General features: G+C 60.6%; 20 protein-coding genes and 1 pseudogene. 7 read left to right on the forward strand and 14 right to left on the reverse strand.

Annotation, left to right across the window (positions count from 1 at the left end; genetic code table 11):
- Positions 1–51 precede the first annotated feature (51 nt).
- Complete coding sequence (locus AC5ZG1_RS34720; RefSeq protein WP_496135543.1) at positions 52–1,653, reverse strand: calcium-binding protein; 1,602 nt, start codon at positions 1,651–1,653, stop codon at positions 52–54.
- A 967-nt stretch (positions 1,654–2,620) separates the two neighbouring features.
- The gene (locus AC5ZG1_RS34725) at positions 2,621–2,812 is read right to left on the reverse strand and encodes a hypothetical protein (RefSeq protein WP_028164416.1); all 192 of its coding nucleotides are present in this window, start codon (positions 2,810–2,812) and stop codon (positions 2,621–2,623) included.
- Positions 2,813–3,086: 274 nt separating this feature from the next.
- Between AC5ZG1_RS34725 and AC5ZG1_RS34730 the strand changes: the two genes are divergently transcribed.
- Positions 3,087–3,371: a winged helix-turn-helix domain-containing protein gene (locus tag AC5ZG1_RS34730; RefSeq protein WP_456640753.1), complete on the forward strand. Its 285-nt coding sequence runs from the start codon at positions 3,087–3,089 to the stop codon at positions 3,369–3,371.
- Here the strand turns inward: AC5ZG1_RS34730 and AC5ZG1_RS34735 are convergent.
- Together AC5ZG1_RS34735 and AC5ZG1_RS34740 are read right to left on the reverse strand one after the other, a co-directional pair.
- Positions 3,273–3,881 (reverse strand): hypothetical protein, encoded by a 609-nt coding sequence (locus AC5ZG1_RS34735; RefSeq protein ID WP_028164415.1) that lies wholly within the window; start codon positions 3,879–3,881, stop codon positions 3,273–3,275. The two genes, AC5ZG1_RS34730 and AC5ZG1_RS34735, sit on opposite strands and share 99 nt — an antisense overlap.
- A 130-nt stretch (positions 3,882–4,011) precedes the next feature.
- A complete protein-coding gene (locus tag AC5ZG1_RS34740; protein ID WP_496135544.1) occupies positions 4,012–4,785 on the reverse strand; it encodes an SDR family oxidoreductase in 774 nt (257 codons plus the stop codon).
- 203 nt (positions 4,786–4,988) lie between these two features.
- Between AC5ZG1_RS34740 and AC5ZG1_RS34745 the strand changes: the two genes are divergently transcribed.
- The gene (locus AC5ZG1_RS34745) at positions 4,989–5,867 is read left to right on the forward strand and encodes an AraC family transcriptional regulator (RefSeq protein WP_496135545.1); all 879 of its coding nucleotides are present in this window, start codon (positions 4,989–4,991) and stop codon (positions 5,865–5,867) included.
- Between the two features lie 75 nt (positions 5,868–5,942).
- Here the strand turns inward: AC5ZG1_RS34745 and AC5ZG1_RS34750 are convergent, their stop codons facing one another.
- From AC5ZG1_RS34750 to AC5ZG1_RS34770, 5 genes and pseudogenes are all read right to left on the reverse strand, one after another.
- A complete protein-coding gene (locus AC5ZG1_RS34750; RefSeq protein WP_496135546.1) occupies positions 5,943–6,590 on the reverse strand; it encodes a hypothetical protein in 648 nt (215 codons plus the stop codon).
- A complete protein-coding gene (locus tag AC5ZG1_RS34755) occupies positions 6,587–7,075 on the reverse strand; it encodes a c-type cytochrome (RefSeq protein ID WP_051396781.1) in 489 nt (162 codons plus the stop codon). The genes AC5ZG1_RS34750 and AC5ZG1_RS34755 overlap by 4 nt, the downstream gene beginning before the upstream one ends.
- Before the next feature lie 132 nt (positions 7,076–7,207).
- On the reverse strand, positions 7,208–8,920 hold the full coding sequence (locus AC5ZG1_RS34760; protein WP_463327163.1) for a PQQ-dependent dehydrogenase, methanol/ethanol family: 1,713 nt from the start codon (positions 8,918–8,920) through the stop codon (positions 7,208–7,210).
- A 187-nt stretch (positions 8,921–9,107) separates the two neighbouring features.
- Positions 9,108–9,575 carry a copper chaperone PCu(A)C gene (locus tag AC5ZG1_RS34765; protein ID WP_456640750.1) on the reverse strand — a complete coding sequence of 156 codons (468 nt, stop codon included), beginning with the start codon at positions 9,573–9,575 and terminating at the stop codon, positions 9,108–9,110.
- Positions 9,576–10,035: 460 nt separating this feature from the next.
- Positions 10,036–10,731 (reverse strand): annotated as a pseudogene (locus AC5ZG1_RS34770) (Bug family tripartite tricarboxylate transporter substrate binding protein); the annotation flags it as partial.
- 37 nt (positions 10,732–10,768) lie between these two features.
- On the opposite strand from AC5ZG1_RS34770, the gene AC5ZG1_RS34775 reads away from it, so the two are divergent.
- Both AC5ZG1_RS34775 and AC5ZG1_RS34780 read left to right on the forward strand, forming a co-directional pair.
- Positions 10,769–11,386 carry an integrase core domain-containing protein gene (locus AC5ZG1_RS34775; RefSeq protein WP_496135547.1) on the forward strand — a complete coding sequence of 206 codons (618 nt, stop codon included), beginning with the start codon at positions 10,769–10,771 and terminating at the stop codon, positions 11,384–11,386.
- A gap of 149 nt (positions 11,387–11,535) precedes the next feature.
- Entirely contained in the window at positions 11,536–11,979 is a 444-nt protein-coding gene (locus tag AC5ZG1_RS34780) for a hypothetical protein (RefSeq protein ID WP_496135548.1), read from the forward strand.
- 481 nt (positions 11,980–12,460) lie between these two features.
- Here AC5ZG1_RS34780 and AC5ZG1_RS34785 read toward each other — a convergent pair whose 3' ends face one another.
- Positions 12,461–14,041: a porin gene (locus AC5ZG1_RS34785; protein WP_130227602.1), complete on the reverse strand. Its 1,581-nt coding sequence runs from the start codon at positions 14,039–14,041 to the stop codon at positions 12,461–12,463.
- Positions 14,042–14,411: 370 nt separating this feature from the next.
- Here AC5ZG1_RS34785 and AC5ZG1_RS34790 point away from each other — a divergent pair, with 370 nt between their 5' ends.
- A complete protein-coding gene (locus AC5ZG1_RS34790; protein ID WP_208828057.1) occupies positions 14,412–14,894 on the forward strand; it encodes a MarR family winged helix-turn-helix transcriptional regulator in 483 nt (160 codons plus the stop codon).
- Between the two features lie 77 nt (positions 14,895–14,971).
- Here AC5ZG1_RS34790 and AC5ZG1_RS34795 read toward each other — a convergent pair whose 3' ends face one another.
- From AC5ZG1_RS34795 to AC5ZG1_RS34805, 3 genes are all read right to left on the reverse strand, one after another.
- Entirely contained in the window at positions 14,972–16,099 is a 1,128-nt protein-coding gene (locus AC5ZG1_RS34795) for an alpha/beta hydrolase family protein (RefSeq protein ID WP_496135549.1), read from the reverse strand.
- 548 nt (positions 16,100–16,647) lie between these two features.
- Positions 16,648–17,304, reverse strand: a complete 657-nt coding sequence (locus AC5ZG1_RS34800; RefSeq protein WP_464347559.1) for a pyridoxamine 5'-phosphate oxidase family protein — start codon at positions 17,302–17,304, stop codon at positions 16,648–16,650.
- A gap of 8 nt (positions 17,305–17,312) precedes the next feature.
- Positions 17,313–18,413: an Ldh family oxidoreductase gene (locus tag AC5ZG1_RS34805; RefSeq protein ID WP_496135550.1), complete on the reverse strand. Its 1,101-nt coding sequence runs from the start codon at positions 18,411–18,413 to the stop codon at positions 17,313–17,315.
- A gap of 213 nt (positions 18,414–18,626) precedes the next feature.
- Here AC5ZG1_RS34805 and AC5ZG1_RS34810 point away from each other — a divergent pair, with 213 nt between their 5' ends.
- Together AC5ZG1_RS34810 and AC5ZG1_RS34815 are read left to right on the forward strand one after the other, a co-directional pair.
- Positions 18,627–19,850, forward strand: a complete 1,224-nt coding sequence (locus tag AC5ZG1_RS34810) for an ABC transporter substrate-binding protein (protein WP_456640744.1) — start codon at positions 18,627–18,629, stop codon at positions 19,848–19,850.
- A 124-nt stretch (positions 19,851–19,974) separates the two neighbouring features.
- Positions 19,975–20,580: a helix-turn-helix domain-containing protein gene (locus AC5ZG1_RS34815; RefSeq protein ID WP_130227607.1), complete on the forward strand. Its 606-nt coding sequence runs from the start codon at positions 19,975–19,977 to the stop codon at positions 20,578–20,580.
- A 98-nt stretch (positions 20,581–20,678) separates the two neighbouring features.
- Here the strand turns inward: AC5ZG1_RS34815 and AC5ZG1_RS34820 are convergent, their stop codons facing one another.
- Positions 20,679–20,879 carry a hypothetical protein gene (locus AC5ZG1_RS34820; protein ID WP_496135551.1) on the reverse strand — a complete coding sequence of 67 codons (201 nt, stop codon included), beginning with the start codon at positions 20,877–20,879 and terminating at the stop codon, positions 20,679–20,681.
- Positions 20,880–20,976 lie beyond the last annotated feature (97 nt).

The raw sequence follows: 20,976 nt of genomic DNA on the forward strand, positions 1-20,976 counted from the left end.
CATCGCGATGGCCCGCAGGCCGTTTTTCCGAAGATGGACCGCGCCAGCCAGCTAGGCGAACCAAAAATCACTTGCGCTGAGGTTCTGAACGCCCGCGATGGTGACGTCATTATTGGCATCAAAGTGAATGACGGTGTTTCCACCGGTCACCTGGATATTCAAGTCGCCAAAATCGTGGATGTTGTTCGCCGCCAAGGCCGTGAGATCGATCTTGTCCCGCCCGGTTTGGAAATCGGCCGTGTCATGCCCGTTCTGGGCGGCAAAGACGAACGTATCCGCGCCGCGCTCACCAAGCATATTGTCGTTTCCGATGCCGCTCGTGAGCCTGTCGTTGCCATCGCCGCCATCGAGGACGTTTCCTGACCCGCCAATGACCGTAAGCTGATCGTTGCCTGCACCACCGTTGAGGAAGCTCGATCCGAGCGAACCTGGCGCAACAGTTGCCGTCAGGACATCATTTCCAGCGCCGCCATCCAGGCGGTTCTCGGCAACAGAGTTGTCCATAACCCCGGGAATGGGAGTTGCCGAAAGAAACGCGGTCAGTTGGTCATCTCCGGCCCCGCCATTCAGGACATTCGCGACATTGTAGAGCTCCCCCCCGGGAGAACCAAGCCTACCGCCGGCTACCGCGTCGAGATGTGCCGTGAGGCTGTCGTTTCCGCTACCGCCCTCGAGTTGATTGAGTGCGCGAACGGCTTCACCAAGCGCGGTGGAGTTCGCAATCAAGGTGTCATTGCCTCTCCCGCCGTCCAGATAATTCGTGAGATCCGTAACGGCGTTCTCCCCATCGGTAGAATGAGTCGCCTCGAGGGTGTCGTTGCCGTCATCGCCCCAAAGCTGGTTGATGCCGACCGGCGTGCTGCTATTTGAGTCTGTCAGATTGAAAGCGCGCAATATGTCGTCGCCCCGACCGCCGTGAAGCTCATTTGTCACCAGGTCGGTGGAATTGGATTGTCCTATAGCGGAGGCGTCCAGCACGTCGTTGCCGTCACCACCGAAGAGCACGTTGCTGGCGCTGCTGTTGAGCCCAGAGAATTCTGTTTCGGCACGAGCCGTGATGTGGTCATCGCCGGAGCCACCGTCGACGGTGTTCATGACGATACTATCTCCGAAGGCGTTGTGGCCATCCGCAAGGGCATGAATGGTATCATCGCCGCTTCCGCCGAACACGTGGGTGCTGACGGTTACAGTTTCGAAGACCCGAGGCGCCACATTTGCTGTGGCGTTGATAACGTCGTTTCCGCTGCCACCATCGAGGAGCACATCTGCGGTCTTCTCGGTGCTCTGAGGCGTGCTCTCACCCTGAAGAGTGACGGTCCCATCGAGGTGGTCATTGCCCGTTCCGCCGAACTGAATGGCAAGTCCGTGCAAATCGCCCTGCGGCACGACAACATTGGTTGTCAAAGTGTCATCGCCGCGACCGCCGATCAACGCGGTCCGGTTGAATGCGCTGCTCAAATGATCAGCGCCGGCAAGGCCCAACACAATGTCGCCGTCAGCCTGTGCGGCAAGGACATCGTCGTGGCGGGTGCCGATGATCAAATTGTTGACGGGATCGATGAGGGAAAGCCAATCGAAGGCCCGGGAATCTGGAAAAAACCCTTCAGTTCCCAACAATTGCTGGGCGGCCTGGCTCTTGATGGAATTCGCCATATTTTCCTCCTTGGCACCTGGATAATGATGTCGACCAAGTTCGAGCAACGAAATCGCATTCCGCAAAATGCGGAATAAATGACAATTAAATGACGGGATTGTGCGCTGCGCCCGCCCGCAAATTCAGGCCGCGTATTCGGCGGCCACGGGCGACCTCTCGATTATCCTCCTACGTCGCTCTTGCCGTTGCGGCTTCCGCGGTCGCCGGAAGCAAAATCGCCGCGAGTTTTCAGGAAATCGCGCCGATCAGAAGCGGATTGGGATTCGACCATGGGGTCTCTTCTGAGTTGAGCATCCAAATCTCTTTCTTACAGAATGAAACGAACCCATCGAATTAAATCCACCAAACTACAAAATATTAAATCAGAAGTTGCGCGACATCTAATCACATTTAATGCGCGCCGTGTGGTGCGACAATATATCCAGGCGGTTACGACTGGAGCGGTTCCCACTCGCCTTCGCGGCCGCGCTTCGCCACGGAAACGAGTTCATTCGCAACGTCAGGGATGGCGCTGCGGCTCAGGCGAGCGGAAACCCGCGTGGCCGGGGGCCGCTTGAATCCGCGAGGAAGCAGCCGGTGATGCGACTGAAGGGAGATCTTCAACTCGTGCGCCTTCGCGATGACGCCACTCGGAGATCGATGCAGCATCCGCGCGATGCTCTGTGCGGGGTAATCGCGACGCGCCATTCGCTTGAGATCGTCGACGTCCAGGTCAGACCAACGGCGTCCCATGATCCCTCGAGATAATCTCTTGAATACGGATCGAAACGAGCAATTGATTGGATGGGCTTCGCGGACCAGATCGGGAAATGCTTGAGACGCTGAAAATGCACCGGGCGCCGGTTTCTTTGACAGTGCTAACACCGCGGCGGCTCCCGTTCTTCCCCGGAAAACTACGGCATTCCCGTGCGGAAAGGTGAAGCAGTTCGGCAGGGGTGGCCGCTTCGGCGGTGCTGCGCCTTGCGCTCAGCGGAGCCGCCCTGACTTCGCCGGCTTGATCGTTCGAAGCGTGTTGCGGTTCGTCATCAACCGGAATCCGTCCATGAACTCAACGAGGCACCGGTTCTTGTTGCCGCGGACCAGCACGCGGCAACCTTGGCCCTTCCGCGCTTGATCGCGGCCGCGATAGATATGTGTCAGCACCTTGTTGGACAGCACGATTGCCCTACCTTTTCGTGCGAGGTTCACAGAACGGCCCTGCCGGGGCGACGGGACCTTCAGGGGGCTCCGGAAAAATGCGCTAGGGTTTGGCGCCGAATGGTAGTTCCAGGGATGTGCCTTTTTAACCTACCTTTTCGGGTATAAACGCGAAGCGCGATATCGGGCCGTGCACACGATAGGACGAATCCAAGCGCTGAAGCGGCCGCTGCCGGCTGACATTCTGAAGATCGTCATGCGCGGCCCCGCTACGCGGATGTAGATCTCCGCACCAGTGCACGCAAGCGATGACGTCTTTGATCGACGCATTGATGTTCAGGTGAAGCGCTTGCGACGCGAACTGGAGGCTGATCCCTTCTCGCCGAAGATGATCCTGACTCACAGAGGAGTTGATACCTATTGCGTGCGACGTAGAGCGATCCGAACAGCCGCGGTGCGCCATGCCGCCGCGTCGACCGGCTCAGTTCGGACCCATCACGTCGAACAAACTCACGACCCAGATAATCTGGATTGCCAGCGCAGAGGCGACGAACGAGACGTGGTACCGTTCGGAAGCTGAAAGCAGCGCCCCTATTGTCCCGCCGATCAGCAGGCTCTGCCTCACCGGATAATACCAGCCGTAGAATTGCTTGTAGTAGTTCGCGCCTTTCAGGAGCGTATCGAAAACATCGATCGAAAATAGAATCAAAACGAGAACGTAGAATACCCTCCTGCGATCCCAGAAATACTCCTTCAGCCCCTCATGTTCACCGATGTTATCCGGAAAGATCATCGCGGACAGCATCACGAACACCACCGCGTAGCAGATGATGAGAAAATAGCTCTCGAACGTCCACCGCTCGATCCTGGACAGCGCGAATTCGAACCACCAGAAGTGGATGATGGCGAGGAACAGGAAGATAGCCCATCCAATATGGAGGAGGTTGATCCTCTCCTTGCCGGGGTGCTGAATGAACCGCGTTACACCGCTGACGAGCCGGGCAAGGCTGATGCCCAGGATCATTCCGACGATGATACGAATGTGGACGAAGATCTCATGGCTCTGATGCAGGTCATTGTAGCCATCCATCGGAGTGCCCCCCGGTTGACGTCACAATGAGCCTCAGGCTCTGACGGCATGTGACAACGTGCCAGGAACCCTGGCACGTTCCGATCAGTTCGAACTGCGACGCCAACCAGGGATCTGGCTGGCGGACGCCTCACTTCGTGGTGTAGCCGCCGTTGACGAGAATGGTCTGACCCGTCATCCACCAACCGTCAGACACCATGAAGCGAATCCAGGGCACGATATCCTGGATATCGGTGAGACCCGTCCTGGTCAACTTCGACAGGGCTGCCGCGGTCTTGTGATAGGCGACCGCATCGGCGCCTTCGGCCGGATAGAAGAAGGGCGTGTCCATCGGACCGGGGCCGATCGCCGTCACCGAAATGCCCCGGGCGCCGAACTCCTTGGCCCCGGCCCGCGTAAAGTGTTCGACCGGCGCTTTCATGCCAGCATAGGCCGCATAGAACGGCGTGAACGCACCCAGCAGGGACGTCACCAGGGTGCAGATCTTGCCGTTATCGTTAAGCGTCTTGCCCGCTTCCTTGAGGAAGAAGAAGGCGGACTTCGCATTTACTGCGCTCATCTCGTCGAATTCTGTTTCGGTGATCTCGGCCATCGGCTTCTTGAGCACCTTGCCGACGGTATTGACGGCGATGTCTGGCTTGCCGATGGCGGCAACGGTTTCGGCGAACAGCTTCTCGACGGCAGCGGCGGTCGTGAGGTCGCCTTGAAAGGCCACGGCCTTGGCGCCGGCAGCATTGATGGCTTTTACCGTCTCGTCGGCGGCTGGTTTGGTTGCAGCGCTATTGTAGTGAATGGCGACGGCTTTCGCGCCGTGCATGGCAAGGTCTCGGGCGAGCAGGCCGCCGAGATTCTTCGCACCGCCGGCGATGATGACAGTCTTACCCTCGATGCTGTGATCAGTCATATTTTCTCTCCTTGTACCAAGTCTATCCCTTGCCCGATGATCGATGCCATTTCATCAACCAGGCGCGCCCCACGTGATGAAACTGGGTGGTATTTCGACAACCTGATCACTTTCTGCTAGCGTGCCGTCGACTGATCGAGCGAGTGCTTGCGTCGTGGACGAGGTCGGCGGCATCCGCCGAAGTGATGTTGTGGAGGAAGGACTTGCCAGCGTTGCTAGCTTGCGTTCCCGACGCCTGGGGTCCCAAGTTCGACACCGAAAGCGGCGCGGTCACACGAACGCGGACTGGCCCGAACGAAATCGCCTTCAAGGCGCCGGCGCATATGGCGCTGGTGATGTTGACGCCGCAACCCAATCGCGAAATCGCTCTCAACAGCAGCCGGAAGACGGTCACGCTGGCGCCGGTCGGGACGATCGAGGTGGTGCCGGCCGAGGCTGACCTGTTCGCGCGTTGGTGCGTCACGAAGGAGAACCTGCTCATCGCGCACGACCAACACCGTCTGGCTGAGCTCGCCGGAGCCGAGTTTCAGAACAAGGATTTCGAGTTCCGGCCACCCAAACCCGGCTTCGTCGATCAACAGGCGCTGCAGCTCGCCAATCTGATCCGCGCCGAATTCCAGCGCGGCGAAGCCGCGAACGACCTCTGTCTTGACGCGTTGATCACGCTGTTTGGCACTCACCTCTTGCGCAGCTATTCGTCGTTCAGCGACCGGCCGCGCCGTTTGCGCAGCGGCGGTCTTTCACCAAGGGCATGGCGCGCCGTGACGGACTACATCCACGCCAATCTGTCGGAGAGCCTGTCCGTCGGTCGCCTTGCCGAAGTGGCCGGACTTTCACCGAGCCATTTCCTGCGCGCCTTCCGGCAATCGTCCGGCCAGGCACCCCACCAATATGTCGTCACGCAGAGGCTTGCCCTTGTCGAGCGGCTTACCAAGACGACCGATATGCCTTTCGCCGCGGTGGCGAAAGCCGCCGGCTTTTCCAGCAACAGCCATATGACCGCAACCATGAAACGGACGTGGGGCGCCACGCCGAACAACCTTCGGCGCGAGGAAAGACGGCTCGGTATGGAGCCTGAGTGAAGCGGAAACGCTTTAGATTCTTGTTTTGACGCGTTTTCTTCACGCGAACCGGTATCCACTTCGCTTGAAAACGCTCTATTCCTTGGCGCGCAGGATGCTGATCCGCGTTTCGTCGACGAAGCTCTTGGTGTCCTGATCGGGCCGGCGGAACAGGTTGCGTTCGACGACGAGTGAGCGACCGCCGATGGTCTTGGTGCAGCGTTCCTTGAGGTAGACGCCGCCGACCGGCTGGTCTCCGGAATCCGGCTGGCCTTCGGTGCAGGCCCAGCCCTCGGCGCCATAGCGCGACTTGGCCTGCAGCCCGAGCAGGAATGCCTTCTTCCGGATATAGAGACGCGCCTTCGGGTCGGTCTCGATCAGCAATCCGGAAACATGCCCGCTATCGTCAATCAACAGGGTGAGAAGCGCTGGATGGCCCGCCACCATCGTGCCGTCCCGGCTGGTCGTGGGATCATATCCAAACCGGACTGCCCGCGCCCCGCTGGCGCCGGCAGGACAGTCACGCCAGTCTCTCCAGCCGGTCAGCGTATGTCTTGGATCCGTCGCACAGTAGAGGTCTACATAGCCTGATTCCGCGAGTTCGTTCACGGCCATGCCGAGGCGGATGTCGCGCAGGTCGTTGCCGCCGAATTCTTCCGTCCGGGCCGAAGAATTGGCGAACGCGACCGCCTGCCAGGCGAGCAGGACGCTGAGGATTGCACAAAGTTTCAACCTGATCGTCACTGGCTCTTCCCCGTGCTGGCCGTCGCATCATCCTGCTTCTTGTAGATGTCGCAGACCCGCGACGTGCTCGAGAAGAAGGTGACGCATTCCGCATAAGTCGGCTCGCCGGCGCCCTTGATATGCGCAAGCACATAGTCGGCGACCGCCTCGATATCCTTCTGCCGCAGGAACGTTCCGGCCTCAGGCGGCATGTGGCCGCCTGCCTCCTCGCGGTTCATGCCGTAACACTTTACCTCATCATAGGCGCCGCGCACGAAGAACGGCATGCCTGTAGAGGGCCGCCCGCAACTGACGGTTTCAATGATTTGCTCACGCGTCAGCACGGTCTTGCGCAGCGACAGCGCATCGCCACCGTAACCGCCGCCGCCATTGCCGTGCCATTTGTGGCACCCCATGCAATTGGCCTTGCTGAACACCGCCTTGCCGGCATTGGTTGGATCCGAAGCCGTCGCCTGCGCCGACTGGCCGAAAGCTGCGGCTGGCATCGAAAGAGTCAGGGCGACGACACTCATAAGCAGCACGCGTGCCGCCGCCGGGGATGCGTTGAAGATCATCATGACGTCTCTTGTTGACGAAACGGGAGGGCCCGACATTGCGGGCCCTCCATGGTTGGAAAGTCAGAGCGCGAACACGTAGAGCATCGATCCCGGCTGGATCTTCTTCAGCTCGGGCGTCGAATCGATGAACCACTTGTCCCAGGCGCCGCCGAGACCGACGAGGATGGCGAGATACTGCTTGCCATCGACCGTGAAGGTCATCGGCGGTGCGTTGACGCCGCCTCCGGTGTTGAACTCCCAGAGCTTCTGCAGCGACTTGGCATCAAGCGCCATCACTTCGCCGGACGGCTGGCCGCTGAAGACGAGATCAGGGGTTGCAAGAATGCCGCCCAGATTGGGGAACGGCGTTTCCATCTTGCCGGCGATCTTGCCGGTGGTGACGTCGATCGCGGTGACGCTGCCCGTGATCTTGAACGGCTGGCTCGGACCACCGCCGGTCCAGAACTCACGCGGCTTCAGCTTGTCGGGCGTAGCGACCTCGACCTTGATCCGGTTGCAGCTCTCGATGACAGGGATGTACCAGAGCTTCAGGTCCGGATTGTAGGCGGTCGGCGGCCAGTTCTTGCCGCCCATGTTGCCGGGGCAGATGTCGGTTTCCATGTTGGTGCGGCTCGGCGTCACCGAGGCGACGTAAGTCTGCACCGCCTTGTTCGGATCGTACTCGATCGGCTTGCCGGTCTCCGCATCGAGCCCCTTGGTCCATGTGACCTTCTTGACGAACGGAAGGCCCCAGATGAACTTGCCGGTGGTGCGATCGATCGCATAGGCGAAGCCGTTGCGGTCGGCCTCGAGCGCGAGCTTGCGCGGTCCGCTGGGTCCGGGGATATCGACCAGCACATTCTCCGCCACGCTGTCATAGTCGTAAGGGTCGTTCGGCGTGTGCTGATAGTGCCACTTGATCTTGCCGGTGTTGGCATCGAGGGCCAGCGAGCTGTCGGTGTAGAGGTTGTCGCCCGGCCGATACTCGTTGTCCCAATCGGGTCCCGGATTGCCGACGCCCCAGATGATGGTGTCGGTCGACGGATCGTAGCTGCCGGTCACCCAGGTCGAACCGCCGCCGGCGGCGGCCGCGTTGTTGCTGTCCTTCCACGTATCGCTGCCCGGCTCGCCCTTGCCCGGAATCGTGTGCGTGCGCCAGAGTTCCTTTTGGGTGTTGAGATCGGTCGCGGCGATCCAGCCGCGGATGCCGTATTCCGCGCCGGCCACGCCTGTTATCGCCATGTTCTTGACGATCAGGGGCGCGCCGGTGATGACCTCGCCCTTGTCAGGATCGGCGACGGTGCGTTGCCAGGCGACCTGACCGGTCTCCTTGTTGGTCGCGATCAGCCGGCCGTCCAGCGTGTGGGAAATGACGAGATTGCCCCACAAGGCGACGCCGCGGTTGTCGACGCCGCAGCAGGCGACGGCACCGGCCCAATCGCGGTCGGTCTTGGGATCCATCTTCCAGACCAACTGACCGCGGCCGCCATGCGCGTCGATCTTGTAGACCGAGCCCCATCCATCGGTGACGTAGAGGAAGCCGTTTTCGGCGATCGGCGTGCCTTCGAGGCCGCCATGGCTCCAGATGCCGCCGGGCTCGATGCCGCCGAGATGCATGGTCCAGGCGACCTTCAGGTTCTTGACGGTATCGCGGTTGATCTCCTTGAGGGAGGAGAACCGGTGCGCGGAGTAGTTCTGGTGATGATGAAGCCAGTTGCCCGGTTCCTTGTCGACGTTGAGCAGCCGTTCCTGGTTGACCTCGTCAGCGGCGAAAGCTGGCAATGCCGCCATCATGCCTCCGGCGGCGACTGCTGCAGCGAGCAGACCCGCTCGCCTGGTGATTCTTCTTGCGTGACCTGAAAATCGCTCCATGAGCAAATGCCCTCCTTTGGCAAGTTCATGTTGGATCGAGCGTCCGGCACATCCGAACCGCTCAGTCGAGAAGCCTCATTCAGCGGGCTCACCTTGCCCGTTGTCGCGATCACGGCGTTCGTGAAACCTCCACCTCCGTTTCCTTGGTTCCGGCTTTCTGGAAGACGACGGCGCATGTGAACTTCTCGCCGTCGACAAGCTTCTGCCGCGTCTGCAGCAGCATCACGTGATATCCGTCGCGCTTGAGCTCGGTGGTCTTGTTTTCCGGAATCGGAATCGACTTGATCTCGCGCATGGCCGGCGCGCCCTCGCCACGATCGACGGTGTGCTTTTCGGAGAAGTTCGCAAACGGACAGCGGACCCGCAGTATCGCGTCGGGCTCGGTCGCATCGTTCCTGATCGTCATCAGTAGCGGGAGATTAATGCCGATCTCGTCGGCTGCGGGCACGCGGGCGTTGGTCACCTGCAGCGCAACATCCGCTGCGGCGGCACCGGGTGTCAGCCAAGTTCCGACGGCAACCAACCCAATCGCAAGGATTCCCGAACTGCGGGACAACGATGTCGCTATGGCGATCATCGGCTAGGTCCTGGCGGAAGCGTGATCCTGCGAGTGCCCTGTCGGCAGCAAGCGACAGGTAATGGATGCCCAAACGAAATACTTCGTCCGACTCATCGGCGCATTCCTCCCAAGATCATTCTTTTTTCTTAGCGAGCGACGTTACGCTCGTTGCAAAAACAAATCATCCCAAAATATGGCGACGAGAGGACCGATGTCTGGAAAAGGATTCCAATGAATGATGCACTTCACGCTTTTCATTCCAACGATGCGCACAGAGACACGGCGTGGTCGTGCCCGCGCGCGAGGCAGGTGTTCGTGAGTGCTCAACCAGCGCGGTGCAAGCGCACTGGTACATTGGATTCCAAGTGGGCCATGCTGGCCCTGAAGCGACCCAGTACGTGTCGATCAAGCTTTGCTCAAATCACTCGAAGACTTCATTGCACCGCAACAGCGGTGGCCGGCAAGAGCGTTGTGATCCTCATTCGCCTTTGAGACCGGCGTCGCGGATCAACTGGCCCCATTTGCTCGTTTCCGCGTCGATGAACGTGCCGAACTCCGCGGCCGTGCTGCCGCGGACTTCCAGCCCCTGGCCGAACAGCTTTTGCTTCACGTCGGGATCGGCAAGGATGCGGACGATCTTGTCCTGCAGACGATCCACGATGGAGCGCGGCGTGGCCGCCGGCGCCATGAAGCCGTACCAGCCGGCCGCGATCACGTTGGGCAGACCTTGCTCACGCAAGGTGGGAGCGTCCGGATAGATCGGGCTGCGATCGACTGACGCCACACCCAGCACACGGAACTTGCCGCTTTGGATATAAGGCAAGGCCGTGCTGATCGCGGTCAACGTGGCATCGACGCGGCCGGCCAGCAATTCCGTGTAAGTGCGAAACACCGCCGCCGGCGCGGAATAGCCGTTGGCATTGCCGATCCGGCTGCGCACGAAACCAAGCTGGTCGAACTCGATGGGAAGGACATCGAGCAACCGGAACACCGCCTCGGTCAATGCGACGTCGATCTCTTCGCCGGGAGCATCCGGATCCCGCGCCCGCTTCCACAACGCCGCGAGCACGCCGACCGCGCCGAACAGGCCGCCGATGGAGTCCCCGATCGGGTGGCCGGGATGGGTGGGCTCGCCATCGGCTTCGCCAGTGATGTAGGTCAGCCCGCCCATCGCCAGGGCCGGGATACCGTCGCCCTCGACCATCTACCGGGTGCTGCAGCGCTACCAGCCGAACCGCCGTACTCCGGCCATGCGCGAGGAGAAACGTCGCATTATCAAGGACAAGATCGGCGAGCTCGGCCATGTCGACCTGCACCAGTTGTCCCGCGACATGTTCCTGGTGCCGCCGCCGAGCCCTGCCTATATCGTCAGCCTGGTCGACAGCTGCTCGCGTCTGGCCTGGGCCGAGGTCCTGACCTCGAAGAAGGCGCTGCCGGTCATGTTCAAGACCTTGAAGATGATCAACACCCTCAAGGTGACCTACCGGGTTCAGTTCGCCGAAATCCTCTCCGACAACGGCGCCGAGTTCGCCTCCCGGAACACGCCCGACGAGCACCCCTTCGAGGCCATGCTGCTCGAACTCGGCATCAAGCATCGCTACACCAGGCCCTACCGCCCGCAAACCAATGGCAAGGTCGAACGCTTCTGGCGAACGTTGGACGACGACGTTATCGACGGCGCAACCTTCGACAACCTCGACCACTTCGCAAACGAGCTCTTCGAATATCTGATCTACTACAACAACTTCAGGCCGCATCAGGCCCTGGGCGGCAAAACACCCAAGGAACTTGCTGAGGCCCAGACCCAAACCCTTCGATCAGCGAATTAGTGAACATGCACAGCAATGACGACGTCGTGTGGGATTGGCCCTGTCTTTCGACGAGACGACAGCGGTGCAACGCGCGACCAGCGACGAAATAACGACGACGGAGCGAGCGTCGCGCCCAGCCAACGCGGGAATCAACACAAGGCAAATGAATGGTCGGCCGGTTTTTCCTGTTCGCAGCCTGGTGCGCGCTGCTCTGGTGCCTGCAGGTCGCCCCTGGGCTTTCGCGCGATGCCGGTGCGGAAGCGGATGACATTGTCTGGACGGCGATCATTCCCGACGCTTTCCCGCACTACGTCTACACGTGGCGCATGAGTCCGGACGGCAGCTACCGCGAGGACGGGCGCGATGCCGCAAGCGGCAGGCCGATCCAGGCCACGCTTTCCGGACACTGGAGGCGCGACGGGGCGCGCATGGTTCTACGGCAGGAGGGTTACCCCTTCGTCTTCGACGGGCTGGTGGTCGGGAATGGCTATGCGGGCACGCTGCATCTCAACGGCCGCCCCTTTTCCCGCTTCTGCGCCATCAAGGGCGAGAAGCCGCCCGAGCGCTGCGGCAGCGAGGCCGGCGTTGCGATGATGCAAAGGCGGGATTGATCGGACGATCGCGCCACAATCGTCGGAGCTTCGGTCGACCACCGCCGATACCCGAATCAGGCCGAATCAGTTGGAGCCGGGTGCGGAGCCCTGCCGCGATCGCCGTAATGAAAAACCTCCGGCAGGGCATTGCCGGAGGTTTCGGAGGTTTAGCATTAAGAGGTTCTGTCTCAGCGAGACCTAACGGGCCGACCATGCTGCGCCGACTTAAGTCCTTACTACCTTAGAAAATTACCTGAGTAAATCATATTTTTTTGATGTGCACTATGCCGAAGCTACGGAGGTGGCGAATGGCGAATGGCGAAGTGTGATGGAATGCGCGATGCCCGCTCGCATTCCCTACTCCTTGCTCCCTACTCCCTAGTCCCTATTCGCTATTCGCTATTCGCTATTCGCTATTCGCCACTGACCACTCACGCAAAGAAAAATCCCCGGCAGTTGCCCGCCGGGGATTCTCTAGAGATGCTTCAGATCGAGCGGATCAGAAGTTGCGCTGAACGCGGAGGTTCAGGCTGTACGTATCCTGGTCCTTGTATTCGTAAAGCGTGGCCGGCTTCGGAGCGGGCACGGCGAGAACGGCACCACCAGAGAACTTCTGGTCGAGGTGGAACCACATGAATTCAGCCGAGAACGTCAGGTTCTTGACCGGGGTCCAGCGGGTGACCGTACCGAGCTGCGACACGGCGAAGTCCGGGTTGCAGCTATAGTCCGCAGTGACGACCTTGGTGCCGGTGTAGTTGGCGCAGATGAACGCCTTGGCGGTGTTGTCGTAGCTCACGGCGGCGTAGCTGCCGAACACGCTGGTCGACCAGTAGGGATCCCAGTTGTGGTTGAACGCACCACGGATACCCCAAGCCTTGGTCAGGTGGATCGAACCATCGCCACCGAACGCGGTCGGAAGATACACACCGTCAGTGGTCGCACCAAAGCCGACGCTCTGATAGGCACCGAGCCGGCTCGTGCTGCCGAACATTGCAAAGCTCGGCGAGGCCGACGAAGTCGAGATGACCTGCTTGGTGTTGCCGACGGCATAAGTGGCGTCGATCTTGAAGTCGTCGCCGGGGCCGGTCGGGATGTTCTTGATCTGCAACGCAGCCATCACCGCACCACCCCACTTGGTGTCAGGGTGACCGGACAGTTCCGAAGCACCGGTCGGAGCCGCACCCGGCAGACCGACGCCACCGGCAGGAGCCGCAGCGGTGTTCAGCACGTTGTAGGAGCCGCTGACTTCATGCGCCGAAGCCGAAATCTGGAATAGACCCCAAGCCTGATCGATGCGGATGTTACCGACGATGTCGGGCGCATGCACGCCGGCATAGGCGTTGGAGATACCACCGGTCGCAGAGAGAGGCAGCGACAGGTTGGCAACCACGGTGCGGTTGAAGACGGTCGGATCATCGAGGCCGATGGTGCCCGAAATGCCGTTGCCGAACTGCGCGGTGTACTGGATGTTGTTCACGCCGGTGACGGTGTCATGACCGCCGAGCAGGAACGACGAGTTGTTGCCCGGATAGCCGTTCCAAGGCGTCGCGAATGCGGACGAGGACTTACCGAAGGTGAAGCCCGCGAACTGGATGAACGCATACTCGACCGCGACATAGCCGCCGCCCGGCGTGTGCAGCAGGTTGGCACCTGCGACCGGCAGGCTCTGGTTGATCGAGTTCGGGTTGTAGGTGTTGTTGCCCAGCGTATCGAACTGGAAGTCGGCCTGACCGAAGGTGCGGACGACGCCATATTCCGTTGCTGTGCGGGTATCGACCGTCAACGCCATACGAGAGCGGGCGGAGAAGTAGTCTTGATACCGGTTGCGCTGACCCGCATCACCGTTCCAGGCCGGCCCGTCGTAGATGCCGCCGTTGAACGTGGTGTCGACACGCAGATAACCACCGATCTTCATGCAGGTATCGGTGCCCGGGATGTACCAGAAACCGGCACCGTAGAGCGAACAAACCTTCACGTACTCGACCGCTTTGGCCTTGACGGGAAGATCGGCCGCCTGTGCCCCGCCCACGGCGAGCAGAGCCGCCGCTGAGCCGAGGATAAGGCTCTTTGCCACCTTCATTGTTAACCTCCAAGTAAGTGCTATGCACGAACCCCCGTGCAAAGCGGATTAGACTGCCCTCGAAAAAAACGTTGAAGATCAACGCATCTCTCAAGCCGGTGGACTGATGAGAACCACCTGAGACGAGACGGTCGGGTGCCCCCCTCCGTCGGAATGAAAGTTATGCATGTGCTATTTAGATAATCAAATTAGTTTACTCACTCATATATTGATTGCCAACGCGATGTGTCTTTTCGGCAACTGAGCGCGCCGCTACCGAAGGACCACCTGTTGCCAAATTTCCCGTGCGAATTGACATATATAACTGATTACCGGTGTCGTTTCCGCCGCACATCCGCTATGGAGTCGGAAGGGGGTGAGTACAGTGCCCATGGATGAGTCCGCCACCAAGAGCGAGAATGTCATTCGGCGATTCGCCTGGGAGATCGCGGCGATCAGCGTTCATCTCGAGGAGATTCGCTACTTCTGGGCCAAGAAGCTCGGAATCAGCGGACCGCAATGGATGATGATCGTGGCGCTTGCCGATCTCGATCAGGGCGACGGCGTGCCGGTCAACGCTGTGTCAAAAATGCTGCATGTCGATCCGTCGTTCGTCACGACCCAATCGAAGCTTCTGGAGAAGAAAGGCTTTGTCCGTCGCAAGCCGGCGAAGGAAGACGCCCGCATCGTGAAGATGTCGCTGACCGACAAGACCTATAAGCAGCTCGCGAGCCTGACCTCGCAGCAGGAAAGCCTGAACGAGTTCATTTTCGCGGAATTCAACCCGCGCGAGCTGGATGATCTGACCAACAAGCTCGCCGCCCTCAAGAGGCGGCTGGAGAAAGCCCGCCTGAAAGTGGCGGCGGATTTTTAGAGACGCGACGTCACCCGGCCTCCGTTCATCATCTCCGAAGACGCGAAGGGCGACGGCGCGCCTGCGACTAGATCCTGTTATCCTAAAGGCTGCGCCCCGATGCGGGACGCGATCCAATCGAAGATGAACTCGTTGGCGAGGGTTGGATTGTCGAAGAGCCCCTGGCCTGCCGCGGCCTCCGCGCTCTCGAAGATCTCGAGCGTAATGTCCCGATCGCCCCGCCCTGCCCGCAACCGATCCGTCAGTTCGGTAACCCTGCCCGCTCTGAGTCCGCCGTGCCCGCTGGCGGCGATCAACAACGGACACCTGATGCTCCTCTGGATGCGCTCGGCTTCTAACTCAGGACACGGCTCAATGCCGAACGGCCTGTTCTGCGGATTCAGGAATGACCGTATATGCAGATCCCAAATGCCGCCGTCGCAAACGGCTGCGGCAAAGCGATGGTCGAAGGCGATACCGCGCGCGACAAAGGACGAACTCCAACCATCGGCGAGGATCGCGATCCGCTGCTCGTCAACATCGTCCCGGCCGACAAGGTAATCCATGATGGACGCAATGGCCCGCTGCGGGTTGTGGCGAAGCGACACCTCCTCGAACGACAGGCCGGTGCCGTCGCCCAGGACGTCCACCGCAAGCAGCGCCATCCCGCGCTCGGAGGCGTGGCGCGCGAGCTTGAACAGGAACTCTTCCTTGTGATGTCCGGGCTCGCCGATACAGATGACCACCGGCGCACGATTGCTGCATGGGCGCGCCGGCAGATAATATCCCTGCAAGGTGAATTCGTTCACCCAGGGTATCGAGACGACCTCGCCGACCGGCTCGCGGCAGTTGAGATAGTTCGCGGCGCATTCGCGCATCGACGCGATCGCTGACCGCCGCTTGTCCGGCGACAGATCAAACGGATGGGCGGCGGTAAGATAATAATTGATAGCGCGAAGCCAGTTGCTCCTCGCCGTCGCCGGATGGCCCTGTGCGGCCGCGGATGAAGCCCGCTCGCGATTTGCCTCCGCGGCGGCTGTCCATTCCCGGTGCCAGGAATCGTCGCCATCGTCGCGGGTGAAATTGATGCGGCTGGCGGTGAGCCAGCATTCCGAAAAAGTCGCGCCGCCTTCCTGGACCGAAGCCAGTAGGCGCATGAACTCAAGGGAGAGATCCTCACGCTCAGGCCACCAGATCCGCCCTTGCGGGCTCAGATCAGAGGTCATGACCGGAACCGCTCCCACGCGGGAGAGATGATCGCGAGGACTGCGATCTCCATAATCGACTACCGGCAACAGCAATTAGCACGTCCCCCAAAAAGTCTCAGCCAGCGTCGACAGCCCAACAAGCGCATCACAAAGGGTTCATGCGCGCCGTTCGTTCCCCACTTCGCCCATCGAGAATGCGGCCCTTCTTTCGGCATAAATCACGATGCTGTCAAAGCAAATGGCGGGGTTGCGGCATTTTGCGACGGTTGCGGTCGATTGTGCTCACCCGTTCATCACCAAGAGAAGTTGCAATCTGCATCATGGCGGGCAGAGAGACAGCCAGCGTCAGCGATCCGGCGAGAATAGCCCGGCGAGTATGACGACAAGTTCGGCTACCGCGGCGTGTGTTGCCGTAGCAGCTTCGGGAGTCGATCAGCCGACAAATCAGACCGTGCAGCCGCGCGCGGCCTTGATGTGCACATCACTTTCACTCGCAGCGACCTGACCAACATCAATGCGCCGATCGCCATCGGCGCACGAAGCGACATACAGCTCAAATCACAGCTTCACCGGCCGCGGCGATAGTTCTTCGCGTAGTCGGGTACGGCGATACCGGGCTTCAAGGCCGAACAATTGCGCGGCTCGCCGGCGGTAAGCTGGAGCGGAATCACGCCTGACCAGGTGTCGAGCCGATAATCCTCTTCGGGATCTACCACGCCCTGATTCCTGATCTTGACCGAAGCTTCGGTCAGCGGAAACCGCATGAAGAGCGTGGCGGCGATTTCCTTCGGTTTCGGCGCGCGCACCTGGTGGCCCGGGCAGATGTCCTCGATGAACGCTGCGACAAGGCGCTCCTTCTCGCCGGGATCGACGATCTTCTCAGCCGCCGCGAAAATCATCACGGAGCGGTAGTCCATGCTCATTCCAAACCCCGATCGTCCCGCAACGATCGAATCGATCAGGGTGACCGTGATGCAGGCGGGAGCGCCGGCGGCCAGCGCCGCGAGCGACTGATTGGCGGGGCTGCCATGGATGTAGGCGAAATCGCCGATCCTGACGATTGCGGTCGGAAGCACGCGCGGCGCGCCATCAACCACGACACCGACGTGACAAACCAGCGCCTCGTCGAGGATGCGATACATCACCTCGCGATCATAGACGGCACGCTCCGGATGAAGCCGGACGCGGGTGCGTTCGGTCGGCGATAATGTCGAGCCTGTCATGGCTGCCCTCACATCGCGACGGCCTGACCGGCATCCTTGCGATGCGTCAGGTGATCGCCCTCATAGGCATTCCGCTCGGCTGCTTGCTTGCCTGCGATGTAAAGCTCGATCCAGTCGTGGAGCGATTTCGGCACCAACACGCCTTCGACTTCGGTGCGCTTGCGGGCCTCGTAGCGGCGATCCGAGGGCAACCGGACGCCGTCCTGTGCCAGCATCTTGCCGAACAGCAATTCGGCATGTTCGAGCTGTTTGGCGCGATCCCCGTTCGCCATGCAACGGACCGGATCGATCGCGATCACGAGTTCTCCGCCGCACGGGGCGCCCGTATTCGCCTTGTCGCGCTCGCCGGCTTCGAAGCTGAGGACATCTCCGAGCAGCGGCCCTGCCAGCAATTCCACCATCATGGCGATGTTGGAGCCCTTGAAGCCGCCGAATGGAAGCTGCGCGCCGGCCAGCGCCTGGGCCGGATCGCGGGTGGGCGTGCCGTCCGGTCCGATAGCCCAACCGTCGGGCAATGTCTTGCCGTCGCGAAGCCGGAGCTGGATCTCGCCGCGGGCGCTGGCGCTCGATGCCTGATCAAACACGACCGGAGGCTTGCCGTTTCGCGGCCAGGCGAATGCCATGGGGTTGGTGCCGAACAGCGGCCTTGTGCCGCCAGCCGGCGCGACATAGGGACTGGCAGCGACAAAGGCGAAGCCGACCAGGCCATGCTCCGCCAGTTGCTCGACCTCCGGCCAAAGCGCGGCGACGTTGAGCGCGTTGTTCACCGCCATCGCCGCGATCCCCATCTTCTTGGCAAGGGCGGCGAGCGGCTCGGCTCCGCGCTCCAGTGCCAGCGGCGAGAAACCGTATTTCGCATCGACCTTGATGACGGCAGGCGCAAGCATGGACAGTTCGGGCTCGGCGTCGGGCGAAGCCTGACCCGCGTGCAGCCCGTTCATGTAGAAAGGCAGCCGGAACAGGCCGTGATGGCGGCACTCGTCCCGCTCGGCCATAGTCACGGTGTTCGCAATCGCATTTGCATGCGATGCACTAAATCCTTGCGCTAGCAGCGCGGCCTTGGCCGACCTGTGCACGTCAGCCAGCGACATCCGGATGGCGTCCGACATCCTCTACCTCCTATTTTCTCTCGGCTTTCCCGGCGCGGGCGGCCGGCCCGCTTAGAGAAATGAACTTTGCATATTATGCAAATTTCGTCCAGACTATTTCGCGGTCAGCAAATGCCGATAATTTAACCCTGCGCAAAAGTGCATGTTATGCAAAACTGACTGCAAGATTTCAGCGCGCGCCGCCCCCCCGAGCGAAACCAAAGGAGAAGCAAGATGCCGTCACTGATGAAATTCCTCAGCCTTGCAGCCGTGCCGATCGGCTTGGTCCTGGCCATGCAGCAGGGCCGGGCCGCCGAACCGGTGATCTCGGACGGCTTCGTCAAGATCGGCATCATGAACGACCAGTCCGGGCTCTATGCGGATCTGGCCGGTCCGGGCTCGGTGGTTGCGGCGAAAATGGCGATCGAGGAATTCGGCGGTACGGTCCTCGGCAAGAAGATCGAGCTCGTCTCCGCCGATCATCAGAACAAGGCCGACATCGGCGCGGCAAAGGCGCGCGAATGGTTCGACCGGGATGGTGTCGACATGGTCGCCGATTTCTCGAACTCGTCGGTGGGTTTTGCCGTGCAGGCCCTGGCGAAGGACAAGGACAAGATCGCCATCATCATGGCGGCCTCTTCCGACTTCACCGGCAAGGCCTGCACCGCCACCTCGGCGCAATGGGTCTACACCAGCTATTCCAACGGCTACAGCCTCGCCAGGACGATGACCGACGCCGGCGACAAGAGCTGGTTTCTGCTGACGGTCGACTACGCATTCGGCCATGCGTTCGCCAACGATATCCGCAAGGCGGTGACCGAAGGCGGCGGCACCGTCGAAGGCGAAGTGCGCCACCCGCTCAACACCGCCGACCTCAGCTCTTATCTGCTGCAAGCGCAATCCTCGAAGGCCAAGGTGGTGGCGCTGGCAAGCGCTGGCGCCGACATGGCCAACGCAATCAAGCAGGCGGCGGAATTCGGCATCAACAAGAGCAAGACCTTCGTGGCGCCGATCGTCTTCATCACCGACATCCACGCAATGGGCCTCGCCAGCACCCAAGGCCTGCGCTTCGTCTCGGCCTTCTACTGGGACCGCAATCCGGAAACCCGCGCCTGGTCCGAAAAGTTCTTCAAGCTGCACAAAGCCATGCCGACGATGACGCAGGCCGGCGTCTATTCGGCGGTGCGCCATTATCTTCGCGCAATCGAAGCGACCGGTACCGATGAAGCAACCGCGGTGATGGCGAAGATGAAGGAGCTGCCGGTGAATGACATCTTCACCCACAATGGCAGGGTCCGCGAGGACGGGCTGCTAATGCACGACATGTACCTGATGCAGGTGAAGCAGCCCCAGGAGTCTAAGGAGCCGTGGGACTACTACAAGATCCTAACCAGCTTGCCCGCTGACAAGGTGTTTCCGCCTTTGGAAGCGAGCGCGTGCCCGCTGATCAAGAAGTGATTTGCACATTATGATATGGCGCAAGCCGGAGCTTGCGCCATTTTTGCCGCTGATCTTGCGCCCGATGCAAATCACCTCTAGAGCAGGTCCCGGTAAGCCATCACGATAGCTTTCGGGAGGGGCCATGGATCAGGCGCGGCTGATCGCCCGGCAACTTGGAGCGCGAATTCGCAAAGCGCGCACGGATCGGAAGCTCACGCTGCAGGCGCTCGGCAACGATACCGGCCTCTCGGCGGCCTATCTCTCGCGGGTGGAGCGCGGCGAGGCGGCGATGTCGATCGCCAATGTGATCCTGATCGCGACCCGGCTGAACATGCCGCTCCGTGACCTGTTCGAGGATTCCGGCGACGTCCAGGCGCCCAAATACTATACGATCTCGCGCCGGCGCCAGCGCGAGACCTCTCCGCCGCACTCCGCCAACGGCTATGACTATCACTGGCTCTCGGGCGACCTCGCAGACCCCAAGCTCAGCGCCTTCGTGCTTGATTTTCCGGTCACCTCGGACCTCGACATCAAGCTGCTGTCCCACGAGGGCGAGGAAATCCTCTACGTGCTCGAGGGCAGGATCGAATTTCAGATCGGCGAGGAACGCTTCGTGCTCGACCAGGGCGATTGCGTCCATCTGTTCGGCGACCGACCGCATATGGGCCGCAATGCCGGGCTTGGACCGGCGCGATTATTGATGGTGGCCACGCCGCCCGATGTGATCGAGCATCATTCGGAAGCTTAGCCGTGATCCGGAAAAGTAGTTTTTCGAAAAATATCACGTTCAAATAGAAAACGAGGTCACGAACCGATATCCGTATGGCCGGATCATGATCCAGTCGATCAATCGGCGGCAAGCGCGCAAGACACGCAAGCGACCGCCGCCAGCGAGATTTCGTAGGCCGAGCCTTTCGTGGATCGATGGGTCATCAGCAGACCGGCCGCAATCACCACCACCGCCACATAAAACGCAAACATGGCGCCGATCCATCTCCAGTCGATTTGGCCAGCGTCGGGTGTCAGGCTTTCAATCAAGCTGCGCATGATTTCCTCCTCATCAGGAGTCGGCCAGCGGTATAACTTGCTTCCGCGATGAGCTATGTGATCTGGTTCACAAACCATCCGAATGCAGCGCCACTAA

The organism is Bradyrhizobium sp. Leo78, assembly GCF_059512425.1.